This window comes from Acidimicrobiales bacterium (genome assembly GCA_041394265.1).
Lineage (GTDB): Bacteria > Actinomycetota > Acidimicrobiia > Acidimicrobiales > SZUA-35 > JBBQUN01.
Map to the genome: position 1 here is coordinate 4789349 of JAWKIO010000005.1, position 15848 is coordinate 4805196.

The 15848-nt window shown below is 68.3% G+C and carries 14 protein-coding genes; 8 read left to right on the forward strand and 6 right to left on the reverse strand.

Features of this window, described 5'->3' with window-relative positions:
• Positions 1-4: 4 nt before the first annotated feature.
• Positions 5-2776, forward strand: a complete 2772-nt coding sequence (locus R2733_22950) for an FAD-binding and (Fe-S)-binding domain-containing protein (GenBank protein MEZ5379377.1) — start codon at positions 5-7, stop codon at positions 2774-2776.
• A gap of 27 nt (positions 2777-2803) precedes the next feature.
• Here the strand turns inward: R2733_22950 and R2733_22955 are convergent, their stop codons facing one another.
• The 3 genes from R2733_22955 to R2733_22965 form a co-directional block, all read right to left on the reverse strand.
• Positions 2804-4438: a long-chain fatty acid--CoA ligase gene (locus R2733_22955; protein ID MEZ5379378.1), complete on the reverse strand. Its 1635-nt coding sequence runs from the start codon at positions 4436-4438 to the stop codon at positions 2804-2806.
• 438 nt (positions 4439-4876) lie between these two features.
• Entirely contained in the window at positions 4877-5371 is a 495-nt protein-coding gene (locus R2733_22960) for a hypothetical protein (GenBank protein MEZ5379379.1), read from the reverse strand.
• A 132-nt stretch (positions 5372-5503) separates the two neighbouring features.
• Positions 5504-6352 (reverse strand): RNA methyltransferase, encoded by an 849-nt coding sequence (locus tag R2733_22965; protein ID MEZ5379380.1) that lies wholly within the window; start codon positions 6350-6352, stop codon positions 5504-5506.
• A 24-nt stretch (positions 6353-6376) separates the two neighbouring features.
• Between R2733_22965 and R2733_22970 the strand changes: the two genes are divergently transcribed.
• Together R2733_22970 and R2733_22975 are read left to right on the forward strand one after the other, a co-directional pair.
• Positions 6377-6805, forward strand: a complete 429-nt coding sequence (locus tag R2733_22970) for a flavodoxin family protein (protein MEZ5379381.1) — start codon at positions 6377-6379, stop codon at positions 6803-6805.
• Between the two features lie 36 nt (positions 6806-6841).
• Positions 6842-7666 (forward strand): hypothetical protein, encoded by an 825-nt coding sequence (locus R2733_22975; protein ID MEZ5379382.1) that lies wholly within the window; start codon positions 6842-6844, stop codon positions 7664-7666.
• On the opposite strand, the gene R2733_22980 is transcribed toward R2733_22975, so the two are convergent.
• Positions 7659-8453: an HAD-IIB family hydrolase gene (locus tag R2733_22980; GenBank protein MEZ5379383.1), complete on the reverse strand. Its 795-nt coding sequence runs from the start codon at positions 8451-8453 to the stop codon at positions 7659-7661. The genes R2733_22975 and R2733_22980 overlap by 8 nt on opposite strands.
• Positions 8454-8482: 29 nt before the next feature.
• Positions 8483-9943 (reverse strand): amidase, encoded by a 1461-nt coding sequence (locus R2733_22985; protein MEZ5379384.1) that lies wholly within the window; start codon positions 9941-9943, stop codon positions 8483-8485.
• Positions 9944-10004: 61 nt separating this feature from the next.
• Between R2733_22985 and R2733_22990 the strand changes: the two genes are divergently transcribed.
• From R2733_22990 to R2733_23005, 4 genes are read left to right on the forward strand one after another with little or no spacing between them, the layout of a single operon-like run.
• Positions 10005-11279 (forward strand): hypothetical protein, encoded by a 1275-nt coding sequence (locus R2733_22990; protein MEZ5379385.1) that lies wholly within the window; start codon positions 10005-10007, stop codon positions 11277-11279.
• Positions 11276-12184 (forward strand): pseudouridine-5'-phosphate glycosidase, encoded by a 909-nt coding sequence (locus R2733_22995; GenBank protein ID MEZ5379386.1) that lies wholly within the window; start codon positions 11276-11278, stop codon positions 12182-12184. The genes R2733_22990 and R2733_22995 overlap by 4 nt, the downstream gene beginning before the upstream one ends.
• Positions 12181-12786 (forward strand): acyltransferase, encoded by a 606-nt coding sequence (locus R2733_23000; protein ID MEZ5379387.1) that lies wholly within the window; start codon positions 12181-12183, stop codon positions 12784-12786. Before R2733_22995 ends, R2733_23000 begins: the two co-directional genes overlap by 4 nt.
• A complete protein-coding gene (locus R2733_23005; protein ID MEZ5379388.1) occupies positions 12783-13424 on the forward strand; it encodes a hypothetical protein in 642 nt (213 codons plus the stop codon). Before R2733_23000 ends, R2733_23005 begins: the two co-directional genes overlap by 4 nt.
• Before the next feature lie 36 nt (positions 13425-13460).
• Here R2733_23005 and R2733_23010 read toward each other — a convergent pair whose 3' ends face one another.
• Positions 13461-14435 (reverse strand): neutral zinc metallopeptidase, encoded by a 975-nt coding sequence (locus R2733_23010; protein ID MEZ5379389.1) that lies wholly within the window; start codon positions 14433-14435, stop codon positions 13461-13463.
• 125 nt (positions 14436-14560) lie between these two features.
• On the opposite strand from R2733_23010, the gene R2733_23015 reads away from it, so the two are divergent.
• The gene (locus tag R2733_23015; protein ID MEZ5379390.1) at positions 14561-15847 is read left to right on the forward strand and encodes a PLP-dependent lyase/thiolase; all 1287 of its coding nucleotides are present in this window, start codon (positions 14561-14563) and stop codon (positions 15845-15847) included.
• The last annotated feature ends 1 nt before the right edge of the window (position 15848 follow it).

The window sequence follows — 15848 nt, forward strand, 5'->3', positions numbered from 1 at the left end:
ACCAGTGACCGACCTCGGGGCGCGGATCGTACGAGCGACCGACAACTCGGTCCACCAGTGGCGACCCGCCGAGGTGGCCACCCCGTCGACGGTCGATGACGTGGTGCGCCTCGTCATCGAGAACAACGCACGTCGCGAACCGCTGGCGGTGTGTCCACGTGGTGGTGGCACGTCGACCAACGGCCAGTGCCTGACCGACGGCCTGGTGATCGACACTCGCCAGCATCTGCATCACATCCTCGAGATCGACGTGGCCGGGCGCCGGGCCGTGGTCGAGCCGGGCGTGGTCGCCGGCAAGCTCGACGAGGTGCTCGCACCCGACGGACTGTTCTGGGCGCCCCATACCTCCACCCGGAACCGGGCGACGGTCGGGGGCATGATCGCGACCGACGCTGCGGGCAAGGGGTCGCTGCTCTACGGCCGCACCCATCGTCACGTCGAGTCGCTCGATGTGGTGCTCGCCGATGGGACCGTGTGGACCGCTCGAGCCCTTCCGATCGACGACGCACGGGCCGCGACCGACCGGACCGACGCCGTCGGCACGATCTGGCGGACACTGCTGGACCTGGCCGACCTCGGTCCGTTCGAGCTCCCCGAGCTGGCTCGCGGCTTCAGCGGGTACGGGATCAGTCGGGTCCACCACGACGGGCTGGTCGATCCCATCCCGGTCATCTGTGGGGCCGAGGGAACGCTCGGCGTCGTGGTTCGGGCCACCCTCCGCCTGACCGAAATCCCGAAGCACACCACCCTCATCGTGGCGGCGTATCCGACCATTGATGCGGCGTTGAGAGACGCGGTCGAGCTGTCCGGTCACGGGGCCGAGCCGCCTCCCTTGGCGCCGTCGGCGATCGAGGTGTCGGATCGTGTCACGCTCGAGCGGGGTGCGGCGTCGCCCGCCTGGCCCCGGCTGGCGCCCCATGTGCCGGCCGGAACCGACGCCATCCTCCTCTGCGAGTACGACGTCCCCGACGACGACCCCCTGCTGGCTGCGATCCTGTCGCAGTTGGCGACGACCGGTCGGTCGAGTGGTCACGCCCTCGTCGACCAGGCCGTCGACCGCGCTGCTATCTGGAAGGTGCGAGCCGACGCCGTCGGCCTGCTGGCGAAGGTGCCCCACGGCGCGCCCCGGCCGACGGCGTTCGTCGAGGACTGCGCCGTCCCGGTGAGCGAGCTTGCTGCCTTCATCGCGGAGTTCCGGGCACTGCTCGATCGCCGAGGGCTGGACTACGCCATGTTCGGCCACGCCGACGTCGGTTGTGTGCACGTTCGCCCTGCGCTCGACCCGACCAGCGCCGAGCACGAGGCACTCGTCGCCACGATCACCAGCGAGGTGCTCGAACTCCTCGACCGGTTCGGCGGCCTGCTCTGGGGTGAGCACGGTCGTGGTCTCCGCAGCGCGGTCGTCGACAACGTGCTGCCTGCCGACCTGATCGACATCATGCGGACGGTCAAGGCGGCCTTCGATCCGCTCGACCGGATGAACCCGGGCAAGATGTACCGGCCGACCGGCTCCGACCTCCCTCTGATCGGGCTGGCCGACGTGCCACGCCGGGCGGCGTTCGATCGGGCCGTGCCGGTGACGATCCGGACCGACTACTCCCATGCCTTCGACTGCAACGGCAACGGGCTGTGCCATCACTTCGGCGACAGCGAGGTGATGTGTCCGTCGTACAAGGTCACCGACGATCCGGTGCTGGCGCCAAAGGGGCGCACCGACCTCATCCGCGCGTGGCTCCACGACCGCCAGGATTCGGCGACGGCCGAGGCGTTGGCCGGTTCGTTGCGGAGCTGCCTGTCGTGCGGTGCGTGCACCGGGCACTGCCCGGTCCACGTCGACATCCCCGAGCTGAAGTCACGGTTCTTCGAGGCGTACTACGCAGATCGGCGGCGACCGCTGCGCGACCACGTGCTGTCCCGATTCGAGTCGCTGGTACCGCTCGTGCAGCGGCTACCCGGCCGGAACTCGCCGATCGCCCGATTGGCGGCAGGGCGTCTCGGACTGGTCGATCTCCCCGACGTGCCGGCGCGCCCCGCAGCCACCCTGCCCACCTTCGATCCCGACGACGTCGATGTCGATGTGGTGGTGCTGGCCGATGTCTTCACCTCGGTGCTCGACCGTGAGGAGGCGGTGGCGGCCGTTGCCCTGCTCGAGGCGGTTGGCTACTCGGTCGCCGTGTCACGGCTGGTACCCACCGCCAAGTTCGACCATGTCAAGGGCCTGCGCCGACGCTTCGCCAGGGCGGCGTCCGCACAGCGCGAACTGCTCGATCAGATCGAGGAGGCTGGAGCGGTGGCGGTCTCGCTCGATCCGGCGATCGCCCTCATGCACCGACACGACTATGCCAAGGTCGATACGACCTATCCCCGCCACGCCGTGCGCCCGCTGATCGATCTGCTGGTCGATCGGATGGACCGACTGCCGCCCGCTGCCCAACCCCGTTCGCTCCACCTATTCGGCCATTGCACCGAGCAGGCCCTGGCGCCGGCATGGATCGATGGCTGGACCCGCGTCCTCGGCGCCGTCGGTCACGACGTGCAACGGGTGTCGACCGGCTGTTGTGGCATGGCCGGCATCTTCGGTCACGAGGCCGAGAACGCCGACATGTCGCATGCCTTGTTCGATCAGCTGTGGCGTCCGCACCTCGATACCGGCGCGGCCGCCGGCTCAGGGGCGGTGGCGACCGGCTGGTCGTGTCGGTCCCAGGGCAAACGCCATGACCACACCATCGTCAGCCCGGGGGCCATCCTCGCCGAAGGACTCGCGGGCCGTTCGTGAGTCCGCAGCGCTTGCCCGCTGCTGGGATCAACGCTGTTCGATCTGCAGCTCGCCGGCGGCGTGACGGGCTCGGAGGACCTTCTTGTCGAACTTGCCGACCGAGGTCTTCGGGACTTCCTCGATGAAGGTCCAGCGCTCGGGGACCCACCACTTGGCGACATTCTCGATGAGGTACGCGCGCAGTTCGTCGACACTGACGTCGCCGCCGGAGACGATGCAGGCGAGCGGCCGCTCGTCCCAGCGGTCGTCGGGGACACCGATCACGGCCGCTTCGCGAACGGCGGGGTGGCCCATCAGGGTGTTCTCGAGGTCGACCGAGCTGATCCACTCGCCGCCCGACTTGATGACGTCTTTCGCTCGATCCGAGATCTGGATGAAGCCGTCCGGATCGATCGAGCCGACGTCGCCGGTGCGGAGCCACCCGTCGTGGAACTTCTCCTCGGATGGGTCGAGGTAGTACGAGCCGGTGATCCACGGGCCCCGCACCTCGATCTCGCCGGTCGACTCGCCGTCCCAGGGCTGTTCCTCGCCGGCGTCGTTGCAGATGCGGATCTCGACGCCCTGCATGACCCGGCCGGTGCGCTGGCGATACACCATCTGGTCAGCGGGGTCGTCGACCCATCGTGGCGCTCGGGCCTGAGCGGCCATCGGGCTGGTCTCGGTCATGCCCCACGCCTGGACCACCGGCACACCGAAGGTGGCGTCGTAGCCGGCCATGAGCGACTGCGGCACCGCCGAGCCGCCGCAGATCATCCACTTCAGCGAGCTGAGGTCGGCGTCGGCGCGGTTGTGGAGCACATCGGCGAGCACCGTGGGCACGGCACCCGAGAAGGTTGGTCGGGTGGCCTCGATGATCTCGGCCAGCGGTGCTGCCTGCAGGTATTGCTGAGGCATCACGATGTCGGCGCCGACCGACCAGCAGACATAGGGCAGGCCCCAGGCGTTCGCATGGAACATCGGGACGATGATGAGTGCCCGGTCATACTGGTTGAGGGGCATGGCCTGGGCCGAGCTGCCGGCGATCGTGTGCAGATAGGTGGAGCGGTGCGAGTAAGCGACACCCTTGGGGTTGCCGGTGGTGCCGCTCGTGTAGCACATGGCCGCAGCGGCTCGTTCGTCGATCTCGGGGTAGACGAACCCCGGCGATTCCTTGGCCAGCAGGGTCTCGTAGTCGAGCGTCTCGCCGAGCAGTTCCTCGATCGTGGCGTCACCGCCCGGGTCGTCGCCGATCACGATGAGATGGCGCACGTTGGGGATCTGGTCGCGTACCGCAGCGAGCATCGGCGCCAGGTTGGCGTCGAGGATGATCACACGATCGTCGGCATGGTTGATGACATAGGCCAGCTGCTCCGGGAACAGGCGGATGTTCAGGGTGTGCAGGACCGCACCCATGCAGGGGATGGCGAAGTAGGCCTCGAGGTGCGTCTGGTTGTTCCACATGAACGTGCCGACCCGATCACCCGGCTCGACGCCGAGCCGCTGCAGGGCCGCCGCGAGTTGATCGGCCCGATCGCCGACCTCGGCAAAGGTCGCCTCCGCGAAGTCGCCGTCGGCGCCGCCCGGGGCATAGGTCAGGACCTTCGAGCGACCGTGCACCCGTCGACCGTGACGGAAGAGGTGGGTGATGGTGAGCGGGAAGTCCTGCATCGTCGATTCGATCATCGGCAGATGGTGCCTGCTCGTGGCGCCGGAGACAAGCGGACTGCCGCCGCTTCAGTCACGGGCGCGTGTGCCGATAACCAGAGCATGATGGCACCGACCCTGGCGGAGCAGGCGCGCACGGCGCTGGCCACGGCATCGACAGCGACGTTGGCGGCCGTCGATCACGACGGTCGCCCCCTGCTGGCCCACGTCGCCGTGCTCGACGACGGCAGCGGTGCACCGGTGACCGTGCTGTCGAACCTCGCCTCCATCACGCTTCGAGCCCGCCAGGACGCCCGGGCCGGGATGTCGATCGGTGATCGGCTGGTCCTCCAGGGCGACCTGGCTGCGGTTCCTGGGCTCCAGCAACTGGCGCTGCAGCCGGCACTCATCGCCACCCACCCTCATCTCGCCGGCCCGATGGAGTCGCTCGACTACTCCTGGCTCCGGCTCGTGCCGTCACGCGTGCAGTGGATCGATGACGACGGCTCGAGCCACTGGTTGATCCCGGCCGATCTCGCCAACGCCGAGCCCGACCCGTTGTCGGGCCTCGACGAGTTCGGCGGCGACCGCCAACGCGCCCTTGTCGACGAGATCGGCCGCCGACTCGATGACGACCTGCTGCTGATGGTGCAAGGGCTGGTTGGGCGATGGCGGGCGACCTGGTGCCGTCTCACCTCGGTTGACCGGTATGGACTGGTCGTCGAGTTGGCAGAGCCGACCGGCAACTCGGTCACCCGTCTGCCATTTTCGAAGCGGCTCGACGCGGTCGACGATCTCCACGCCGCGGTGGCCGGACTCCGTGCCTCGGCGCTCGAGACACCGACGGCAAAAGCACAGGGCCGAGGCGAGCCGCTGCGCCGGCGAGACCAACCCGCCGCGGGGCCGAGCGCTGCCGAACTGCTCGACGCGCTCGATGCCCCGACGACCGTCGTCGAACGGCCGAGCCTGCACACCGAGGTCGATGACTACGCCTGGGCGTTGTGGCCGAGCGACGACGGCGCAGCTGGCCCAGTGCTTGATGATTCAGTGCTTGAGGATTCAGTGCTTGAGGATTCAGTGCTTGAGGATTCAGTGCTCGATGATTCAGCGCTCGCCGGCTCGACGGGCCTGCTGCAGTGCGTAGAAGGCGACGGCCGCAGCGGAACCGACGTTGATGGAGTCGACCGTCCCCGACATCGGAATTCGTACTCGCTGATGGACAGTCTCGAGCGTGCCGGCCGTGAGGCCAGGGCCCTCGCTGCCGAGGAGGAGGGCGACCCGTTCGTCTCGTTCCACGACCAGTTCGGCGATGTCGAGCGCATCACGGCCGGGGACGCCGGGATCGCCGGGTGTGAGGGCGACGAGGCGGACACCGGCCTCTCTCAGCACATCGAGCCCATCGGGGAAGGCGTCGAGTCGGGCGTAGGGGAGGGCATAGGCCTCGCCCATCGAGACCCGGCCTGAACGTCGGTACAGCGGATCGCTGCACGTCGGGTCGAGGAAGAACGAGTCGATCCCGAGGCCGGCGGCGCAGCGCAGGATCACGCCCATGTTGGTGGGGTTCATGATGCCCTCACACACGAGGATGTTCCGGGCGTCGGGGAGCACGTCGTCGACGCTGAGCAGCGGCTTGCGACGAAAGCAGGCCACGCAGCCGCGGTGGAGGTGATAGCCGGTGATGTGCTGGAGCACGTTCGGGGCGCAGGCGTAGATTGGCACGTCGTCGCCGACGGCGTCGCCGAACGGTTTGGTTCGCTTGCCGTCGATCAGGATCGAGTCGAGTTCGTACCCGGCGGCAAGTGCCCGCTCCACCACGAGATCGCCCTCGGCGATGAACCAGCTGGCCATCTCGCCGCCGGGCAGTTCGCGCTTCTGGCGCAGCGTGTGGTCGCGCAGTCCTTGGAACTGAAAGATTCGTGGATCTTCGTGGTCGATGATCTCGATACGGGGCACGCAGCGAGGCTACGCTTTCGCCCCATGCAAGCCATCGTGATCTTCGAGAGTCTCACCGGAAACACCGCCAAGGCCGGTCGTGCGATTGCCGACCAGCTCACCGAGGCCGGCATTCCCACGGTGGCCTCGCCGATCACGGCCATCGATCTCGAGGCACTGTCGGGGGCCGATCTGGTCATCGTCGGTTCCTGGGTCGACGGCATCTTCATCGCCGGACAGCGCCCGGGCCGTGAGGGACGGCTGAAGAAGATGCCGGTGATCGACGGCAAGCAGGCAGCGGTGTACTGCACCTACGCACTCAAAGACGGCAAGACCCTCGAGAAGCTCTCGGCAATCGTCGAACGCCGCGGTGGCGACGTGATCGGCGGCTACGCCATCCGTCGCGATCGGATCGAACGCGACGCCACCTCGTTCGTCGACCGCCTCCTCGGCGCCCTGTCGGCCAACGCCTGATCCACTGCCACGCCGAGCAACGAGCAGCTGCCGGCGTTGAGCTCGTCCATCCACCCCATCGCGGTCGATCCGGTATCGCTCGGTCTGCGGCCGTTCTCGGCTCGCTCGATCGTGCTGTCGGTGCTCCTCGGCGGTGAGCCCCCGAGGCTGCCGGTCTCGGCGATCATGGCGCTCGCCGAGCTGTTCGACGTGCCGACCGGCACGATGCGCACCGCGCTGTCACGGATGGTGAGCAACGGCGAGCTGACCAACGACGACGGCGTCTACGCCCTGAGCGGTCGTCTGTTGCGCCGCCAGCGACTGCAGCGAGAGGGTCGGGCCGAACCGACCGGCGAGTGGAACGGCGACTGGGTCAGCGTGCTGGTGAGCGCCGATCGTCGGTCGGTCGCCGCCCGCCGGGCCTTCCGCTCCGCACTCAGCGACCTCCGCTTCGGCGAGCTGCGCCCCGACGCGTGGCTGCGCCCCGACAACCTCGGGGCGGCGGTGCGCGAACAGGCCGAGCAACTCGACGATGTGATCGTGCTCCGTGGCTCGCTGGATCGGCCGTCGAACGCCGAGGTTGCGCATGCCCTGTGGCCGCTCGACGAATTGGCGGCGGCCGGACGGCGCCTGCTGAGCGCCCTCGAGGCGACGAGCGACCGGCTCGATGGCGATGATCCGACGGTCCTCCCTGGCGCCTTCACGATCTCGGCGGCGGTCGTGCGTCACCTCACCGTCGATCCCCAGTTGCCACTGGAACTGCATGCCGGGATCGATGGATCGAGAGCGTGGCCGGCGCACGAGCTGCGGACGGCGTACGACCACTACGAGCGGCGCTTCCAGCGACTCTTGCGTAGCTTCCTCGTCGCTCGGATCAGCTGACGAGCGTTCCGTCGATGGGGAAGAGCAGGTCGAGGATCTGGGCCACGCCGTGGTCGTCGTGGTGCGGCGCCCGCAGTGGCGTGGCGTCGAACACGGTGGGATGCGCGTTGGCCATGGCGTAGCCCCGCCCGGCCCAGCGGAGCATGGCGAGGTCGTTGTGCTGATCGCCGAAGGCGACGACGTCGGTCGCGTCGATACCGAGCCGTGCCACCAGACGGGCCAGCATCGCCGCCTTGTCGACGCCGGGCGCAGTGATCTCGATGAAGCTGGCACCCGATGAGCTGATTTCGAGTGCCGGCGGGACGTGTGGTCGCACCGCATCCAGGAGTTCGTCGTGCTCGAGATCGTCGTGGCCGACCAGGACCTTGTTCAGCTCGAGGCCGGCGTCGAACGCCACGGCTGGTTCCTCGAACACCGCACCGTTGCGGCGGCGTTGGGCGACGAAGACGTCGTCACGATCGATGCCGGCAGCGTGTTCCCACGCCAGCCCGACGCCCGGAAGAAGGCGGGGAAGCTCGGCGATGGCGGCACTCGCCTCGTGGTCGAGCAGCTGACGCTCGACCACTGCCATGCGTTCGAAGTCGAACAGTGCGCTGCCGTTGGAGCAGACCGCCCACCGGAACGCGCCGACCGGCGACAGGCGTGGGATGGCCGTCCAGTGGCTGCGACCGGTGGCGGCGACGACCATGACGCCAGTCGCTGCGACCCGACGTAGCGTGTCGGCGGTGCGGTCGGCGACCTGTCGTTCCGAACTGAAGAGGGTGCCGTCGAGGTCGCTTGCGACCATCCGGGGCACCCACCCAGTCGGCGTGTCGGTCATCGGTAGGCGGGTGGACGTGGTGTGCCGCCGACGATCTCCTCGATGATCCGGGCAACCGCAAGCGCCGTGTGATCTTCGAGAAACGGCCCAACGACCTGCAGCCCGATCGGCAAGCCTGAGGAATGCATGGCAATCGGAAGCGCCGTGGCGGGAAGGTACGCCATCCCGAAGAGCCCCATCCAGCGCATGATGTCGAGGTAGGGGCGCTGCTCGCCGGCGACATCGACTGTGCGGGCCGACATCGGGAACGACTGATCGTGGAGGTACGCAACGGTCGGCGCGATCGGGGCGAGCACGACGTCCCACGACTCGAAGAAGGTCTTCCAGCGGGCCCGCATCTGCAAACGACGTTCGTTGTTGGTGAGCCACTCGCGGTGCCGCAGCCAGGCGAGATCGATGCCGAGTTCGCCCGGTACCTGCTCGCCCGACGCGGCCCGCTGGGCCATGTCGTCGAGTTCATCGAGCCGGTAGCTTCCCGACAGGGCGCCGCCGAGCAATGCCCAGAACGTGCGATCGGCCTTGGCGAAGTCGAACTGGTCGGGGCGGGCATCGTTGCTGACCGTCGCCCCGAGCGACTCGAGTTGGCTGGCGACGGCGTTGATAGCGGCTTCGATCTCGGGATCGACCGGGCAATACGGGTCGCTGGCCATCACCGCCACTCGGAGCGCAGACGGTTCGGCCGTTCGGGAATTCGGGAGGCGAAGCGACCAGGCGGCATCGTGCCAGTCGTCGGGGCCGGCGAGGAGATCCAGGGCCAACTGGGCGTCTTCCACCGAGCGCGCCATCGGCCCAACCACGGCGAGATCGGCCTGCGTGAGTGTGCCGGGAGGACCAGGGATCTGACCCTTCGCCGAAACGATGCCGTAGCTCGGCTTGTGTCCGACCACGCCGCACATCCCGGCGGGATTGCGGATGGAGCCGGCGATGTCGCTCCCCACCTCGAGCGAGGTGAGCCCGGCGGCGAGAGCGCCGGCGGATCCGCCCGAGCTGCCGCCGACGGTGCGGGTGAGATCCCACGGGTTGTTCGAGGTGCCGAAGATGTCGTTGAAGCTCTGGGTGTCGCCTGCGTAGATCGGGAGGTTGGTCTTGCCGAAGATCACCGCACCGGCGGCCCGTAGGCGCGCGACGGGCGCAGCGTCGATGGTGGGGACGAAGTCGGCCAGCTCGGGAGCGCCCGAAGTGGTGCGCATCCCCGCCGTCATGAGGGAGTCCTTGATAGTGATCGGGACACCGGCCAGCGGACCAAGTGGCTCGCCGGCCGTCCGGCGATCATCGATCGAGCGGGCCTCGGCTCGAGCCCGCTCTGCGTCGAGGGTGACCACGACGTTGATCGCCGGGTTCCGATCGTCGACGGCGGCGAGATGCGCATCGAGCGCCTCCACGGCCGACAGCTGGCCGCTGGCCAGCGCGTCGGCGAGCTGCCTGGCTGTCATCCACTCCGGTGCTGACTCGGTCACCGTCGAACGTTACCGTAGGTCAGCGGCTCGCGAAGGTTCCCCGGGCCGAGAAGGATGACTCGTGACAACTCCGCGTGTACTGGTGCTGATGGGTTCGGGCGAAACCGCACCCACGATGATCAAACCGCACCGAGCGATCTTCGACGCCATCGGTGTCGAGTCGCCGAAGGCGGTCATGCTCGACACCCCGTTCGGGTTCCAGGAGAACCGCGACATCTTGGTCGAGAAGACCCTTCAGTTCTTCAGCGAATCCATCGGCCGTGACGTCGAAGCGGCTGGGCTCACCCGGATAGAGGGGGCCGATCCGGTCGTGGTCGAAGCTGGCCTGGCCAAGGTCCGCCAGGCCGACTGGGTCTTCGCCGGCCCCGGCAGCCCGACCTACGCGCTCCGCCAATGGCGCCAGAGTTCGCTGCCATCGCTGCTCGCCGACAAGCTGGAGCGGGGCGGCACGTTGGTGTTCTCATCGGCGGCGGTGTTGACGCTCGGCGTCGGCACGGTCCCGGTGTACGAGATCTACAAGGTGGGGGCCGAACCGGTCTGGGAGCCCGGACTCGACCTGCTGACCCCGCTCGGGCTGCCGGTGGCGGTCATCCCGCACTACGACAACACCGAGGGCGGCAACCACGACACCCGCTTCTGCTACCTCGGCGAGACGCGACTGCGCATGCTCGAATCCCAGCTCGACCCCGACCAGTTCATCCTCGGGATCGATGAGCACACCGCTGTCATCCTCGACCTCGATGCGAACACTGCCGAGGTGGTCGGGAAAGGGGCCCTCACACTCCGGACCCAGGGTGAATCGAGCCGCATCGAGGCGGGCTTGACCGTCTCGATCGACGCGCTCCGGTCGCCCGATCACGGTCGGCGCCCGTCGTTGGTCACCACATCCGACCCCGAGCGCGAGCAGGCGTCGGCTGTCGAGCGGCAACCCGCTACGGGCGCGGGCGGGTCGAGCCTGCTCGACGACATTGCCAAACAGGAGGCGAGCTTCGACGCGGCCATCGATGCCGGCGACGCCTCGGGTGCCGTGGGAGCCGTGCTGGCGCTGGAACAGGCAATCGAGACCTGGTCGGCCGATACCACGCAGAACGACCACAAGGATCGAGCGCGGGCTGCGCTCCGGTCGATGATCTCCCGGTTGGGCACTGCCGCCGTGGCGGGACTCCAGGATCCGCGTCAGGTGATCGAGCCGGTCGTCGCCGCCACCCTCGAGCTGAGGCGAGCAGTTCGCGACGAGAAGCGATATGACCTTTCCGACCTGCTGCGCGATGAACTCGCGAAGGCAGGGATCGAAGTACGCGATACCCCCGACGGGGTGGAATGGGTCCTGCAATGACCGCAGTCGAGATCGAGCTCTCTCCCGACGTCGCCGACGCCGTCGATTCGGCGATGCCGATCGTGGCACTCGAGTCGACGATCTTCTCCCACCTCGGACTCCCGGCACCGGCCAACGGCGAAGCGCTCGAACGCTGTCGTCGGGCCGTGATCGACGGGGGAGCGGTGCCCGCACTGACCGCCATCCTGGATGGTCGCATCTCGATCGGTCACGCCGACCCCGACATCATCTGTGGCCCGGCTCGCAAGGTGGCCGCTCGCGACATCAGCGTGGCGGTGGCCCAACGTTGGCCCTATGGCGCCACCACGGTGTCGGCCTCGCTCGCCATTGCCGCCCAGGCCGGCATCGAGGTCTTCGCCACGGGTGGGATCGGCGGTGTGCACCGGGGCTGGGAAGAGACCGGCGACATCAGCGCCGATCTCGACGCCCTGGCCTCACACCAAGTCGTCACGGTGTCCGCCGGGGCAAAGGTCTTCCTCGACCTGGCGGCCACACTCGAACGGCTCGAGACCGACAGCGTGCCCGTACTCGGCTGGCAGTGCGACGACTTCCCTGCCTTCCACGCCCGCAGCAGTGGCCTCGCAGTGCCCCATCGTGTCGAGTCGGCCGACGAGGTCGCCGACATCGCCCGAGCACACTGGGCCATGGGTGGAGGCGGTGTGCTGGTGGTCGCCCCGGTGCCCGAGAACGCGGCCATCGACTTCGCCCGTCTCACCTCGGCCGTCGATCAGGCGCTCGCCGCAGCAGCAGCTACCGGCGTCGTCGGCAATGCCGTAACGCCCGCCATCCTCGGCGCCCTCGCCGACGCCACCGACGGCGACTCGATCCCGACCAACTTGGCCCTGGCCGAGAACAACGCGCAGGTCGCAGCGAGTATCGCCGTCGCCCTCGCCGCCCACTGGTGAACCCGCTCGATGGGGGTCGGCCGACGCGGGCCGACCTCCTCCTCGGCAGCTATGAATGGTTGTCGAAGCGGGCCGCCATCACGGCGCACAGCCGTCGGGGGCGACGCTTCGCCGCCTTTGGCGAGGGTTCCTGGCTCTGCTTTCCGCCCGCTGCGCTGTTCGGTGAGCAGTCCATCCGTATCGGGACCGACACGCTCATCGGCCCGTACGTGTCGCTCAGCGCCGGCATGGTGCCCGGTCAGGAACTGCTCCACGACGGCATCGTGCGCATCGGCGATCGCTGCCTGATCGGCCGCCATTCGAGCATCGTCGGTCACTACTCCATCACGATCGAAGACGACGTCTTCTTCGGCCCGAACGTGTACGTCACCGACCAGAACCACGGCGTCGCCGATCCGCATCTGCCGATCGGCCGGCAGTCGGTGGGGGAGAAGCCGGTGCTGATCGGTGCGGGTTCATGGCTCGGGGCCAACGTGGTGGTGCTGCCCGGCGTGACGATCGGCAAGCACGTGGCCGTGGGAGCAGGATCGGTCGTGACGCGAGATCTTCCCGACCACAGCGTGGCGGTCGGTTCCCCGGCACGGGTGGTGAAGCAGCAGTGACGGCGTCGGCCTTCCGCTGGCAACGGCTGCTCTTCGCCACGGCGGCGCTGGCCGGCTGCACCGCGTCGTCTGGCGGCGAATCGGGCCAAGCGGCGCCCGTGACGGCCGCCGGAGCCGACCTGGTCACAGCCGCCGAGGCCGACCAGGTTGCGGCCGCCGAAACGTTGTGCCCGATCCTGTGGGCGTGGGTGAAGGACGTGGGCGGGCTCTACAACGAGACCTCGACCGGACTGATCGACGTTGCCGAGGCCGAGGGCCGGCGCTCGGCCTGGCGAGCGACGTTCGACGCCATGGAGGAGCGAAACGCCGATCTGCTCGATGCACTGGCCGGCCTCGCCGATGATCCGATCCTTGGCCCGCTGGTCGCCGACGTCGAGGCCGGCGTGCCGGCTGCCGACGAGGAACTCGACGTCATGCGTCAACTGCTGATCGACGAACCCGAGATCGACGAGCAACCACGACACCAGGTGCGGGCGGCCCAACTCGCCATCCACCTCGAAAAGGTGATCGATGTGGTGAAGCCGGAACTCTCCGCCCACGACGCCGATGGGTCGCTGATCGCGGCATTCCGCACGGTCCCGAGCTGTCAGCAGTCGGTCAAGGACGCCGACAGTGGCAGCACGCAGGCGAACGGCTGAAGTCGCCAACCGAGGAGTTGGCGAGGCAGCGAGCGCTCAGAGGCCGACCTCGCTCCGATCGACCTCGTAGGTGTTGCACTGGGCGGGGTCGCCGGTGTCGAGGCCGACAGTGAACCATTGCTGGCGGGCCTCGGCCGAGCCGTGGGTCCAGCCGTGTGGATCGACCGACATGCCGGCCTGCTCCTGGATCCGGTCGTCGCCAACGGCGGCGGCAGCAGCCAGTCCCTCGTTGATGTCGCCGCGCTCGATGATCGGCAGCCCGGCCGAGGTCGTGCGCTCGGCAGCCGAGTGGGCCCAGACACCGGCGAAGCAGTCGGCCTGGAGTTCTTGGCGGACCGAGAGCTCGTTCTTCAGATTCGGGTTTTGCTGGGTGGCCTGGCGTACGGCGTCGCTGTAGCCGGTGATGGACTGGATGTGGTGGCCGATTTCATGGGCGATGACGTAGGCCTGCGCGAAGTCGCCGGGGGCACCGAACCGGCGGGCAAGCTCGTCGTAGAAGTCGAAATCGATGTAGACCTTGTTGTCGCCCGGTGCCGGACAGTAGAAGGGGCCGACCGCCGAGGTGGCGTTGCCGCAGCCGGTGCTGACCGAACCGGTGAAGATCACCATGGTGGTCTCCTGGTACTGGAGGCCGTTGTCGGCGAAGTACTCCATCCACGTCTCCTGGATGTCATACATCAAGAAGCCCATGAACTCCTTGGTATCGGCCTGCGGATCGGGCACGTCGGTGCCGGTCGCACCGGCGGTGCCGACGCCCGAGGAGTCACCGTCGATGGCGGGCACGTTGATGTCGAAGCCGGCGTTGGTCGTTCCACCGCCTCCGCCGCCGAGCGCGTCGCCGCCGAAGATCAGACCGAGGATGAGGACCAGCAGGCCCCCGAGGCCGCCGCCGACCTTGCCCATCGGGAGTCCGGCACCGGACGCCCCACCACCACGGCGACCACCCTGTGATCGCCGATCGTCGATGTACTTGGAGCCCTTGTCTGCTGCCGACTTGTCGTAACGAACCATCGCCCGGATCACCTCTACTCGAGCGCTGGTGTGGCGCTTTGCATCATCGATCGTTGTTTCGACCGACTTCTCGATCGTTCTCGGTGTCGAGACCGTCCAGGTAGCCTCTGGGCGGAGGATTCGACGTGACAGACTCTACAACGACCAGGGCCGACGGCGAGACCATCGGCGACGAGAGCTCGCCATTCGTCGTCTACCGGTCGTCGCTCGACACCTATCGGCGGGCCATCGATGCCGGGCTCGACGACGCTGCCTACGTGGAACTCGTGACCGAGTTGGACCGGACGCTCGTTCCGGTCGACGGGACGGGCTTCCGCACCACACCGCTGCTGCCGCTCGACGGCGTCGTGCCCGCCGAAACCATCTGGGCCAAGGTCGAGACCGACAACGTGGGCGGATCGCACAAGGCTCGTCACCTGTTCGGACTGCTCCTCCAGATCGCCATCGACGAACACGAGGAGCCTTCCGGTGGCGATCGGCCGCTGGCTATCGCCTCGTGTGGCAACGCCGCCATGGGCGCCGCCGTGATCGCCCGGGCCGTCGAGCGGGAACTCTTGGTTTTCGTCCCGACCGACGCCAACCCCGTGGTGCTGTCCGAGCTCCATCGTCTCGGGGCCGACGTGCGGGTGTGCGAACGCCGGCCCGGGCAGCTCGGCGATCCATGCTTGAGCGAACTCGACCTTGCGCTCGGCGCCGGCGCCCGCCCGTTCACGGTGCAGGGGCCGATCTGCCCCGGGGTGATCGATGGCGGGCGCACGCTCGGCCTCGAGCTGGCGCATCAACTCGTTGACGCCAGTGTCGAACCGGCCGACCTGTACATCCAGATCGGTGGGGGAGCGTTGGCCACTGCCGTCGTCGACGGGCTGCAACGAGCCGAGGTGCTCGGGCGGCTGCCGCGCCTCCACCCGGTCCAACCGGCAACGGCACACCCCTATGTCGCCGCCTGGCAGCGGCTGCGCTCGGTGTTGGCCGAGACGCTGGGCATCGACCCGGTGCCTCGCTCCGACCGTACGCTCGCCGAATCGTTGGCCGGCCCGGCCAACGATGGTGCATTCTCTGCCCTCATCGCCTCGTCGGACGACGCCATGACACCCTGGCCGGGGCAGCCGTCCAGCATCGCCGGTGGCATCCTCGACGACGTCACCTATGACTGGAAGACGGTGCTGCGTCATCAGCTCCAAACCGGTGGATGGCCGGTGCTCGCATCCGAGGAAGACTTCATCCGGGCCGAGCGCCTGGCCGGCGACGCGCTGGGGTCGATCGACGCGGCCATGGCCCCACCCGACCACACCGGTGCTGCCGGGTTGGCCGGTCTGTTGGCCGACACCGAACGCCGGAACCCGCGCACCCAAGCAATCGATGGGCCCGCCGTCGTTGTACTCTCCGGCCGTCGCCGTGAAGGAGCCAGCTGAG

What these genes read in the sequence shown, in the direction of transcription:
- R2733_22995 (MEZ5379386.1), top strand. Translation starts at nt 11,276, where the DNA reads ATGACCGCAGTCGAGATCGAGCTCTCTCCCGACGTCGCCGACGCCGTC.
- R2733_22955 (MEZ5379378.1), bottom strand. Translation starts at nt 4,438, where the DNA reads ATGATCGAATCGACGATGCAGGACTTCCCGCTCACCATCACCCACCTC.
- R2733_22980 (MEZ5379383.1), bottom strand. Translation starts at nt 8,453, where the DNA reads ATGGTCGCAAGCGACCTCGACGGCACCCTCTTCAGTTCGGAACGACAG.
- R2733_23010 (MEZ5379389.1), bottom strand. Translation starts at nt 14,435, where the DNA reads ATGGTTCGTTACGACAAGTCGGCAGCAGACAAGGGCTCCAAGTACATC.
- R2733_22970 (MEZ5379381.1), top strand. Translation starts at nt 6,377, where the DNA reads ATGCAAGCCATCGTGATCTTCGAGAGTCTCACCGGAAACACCGCCAAG.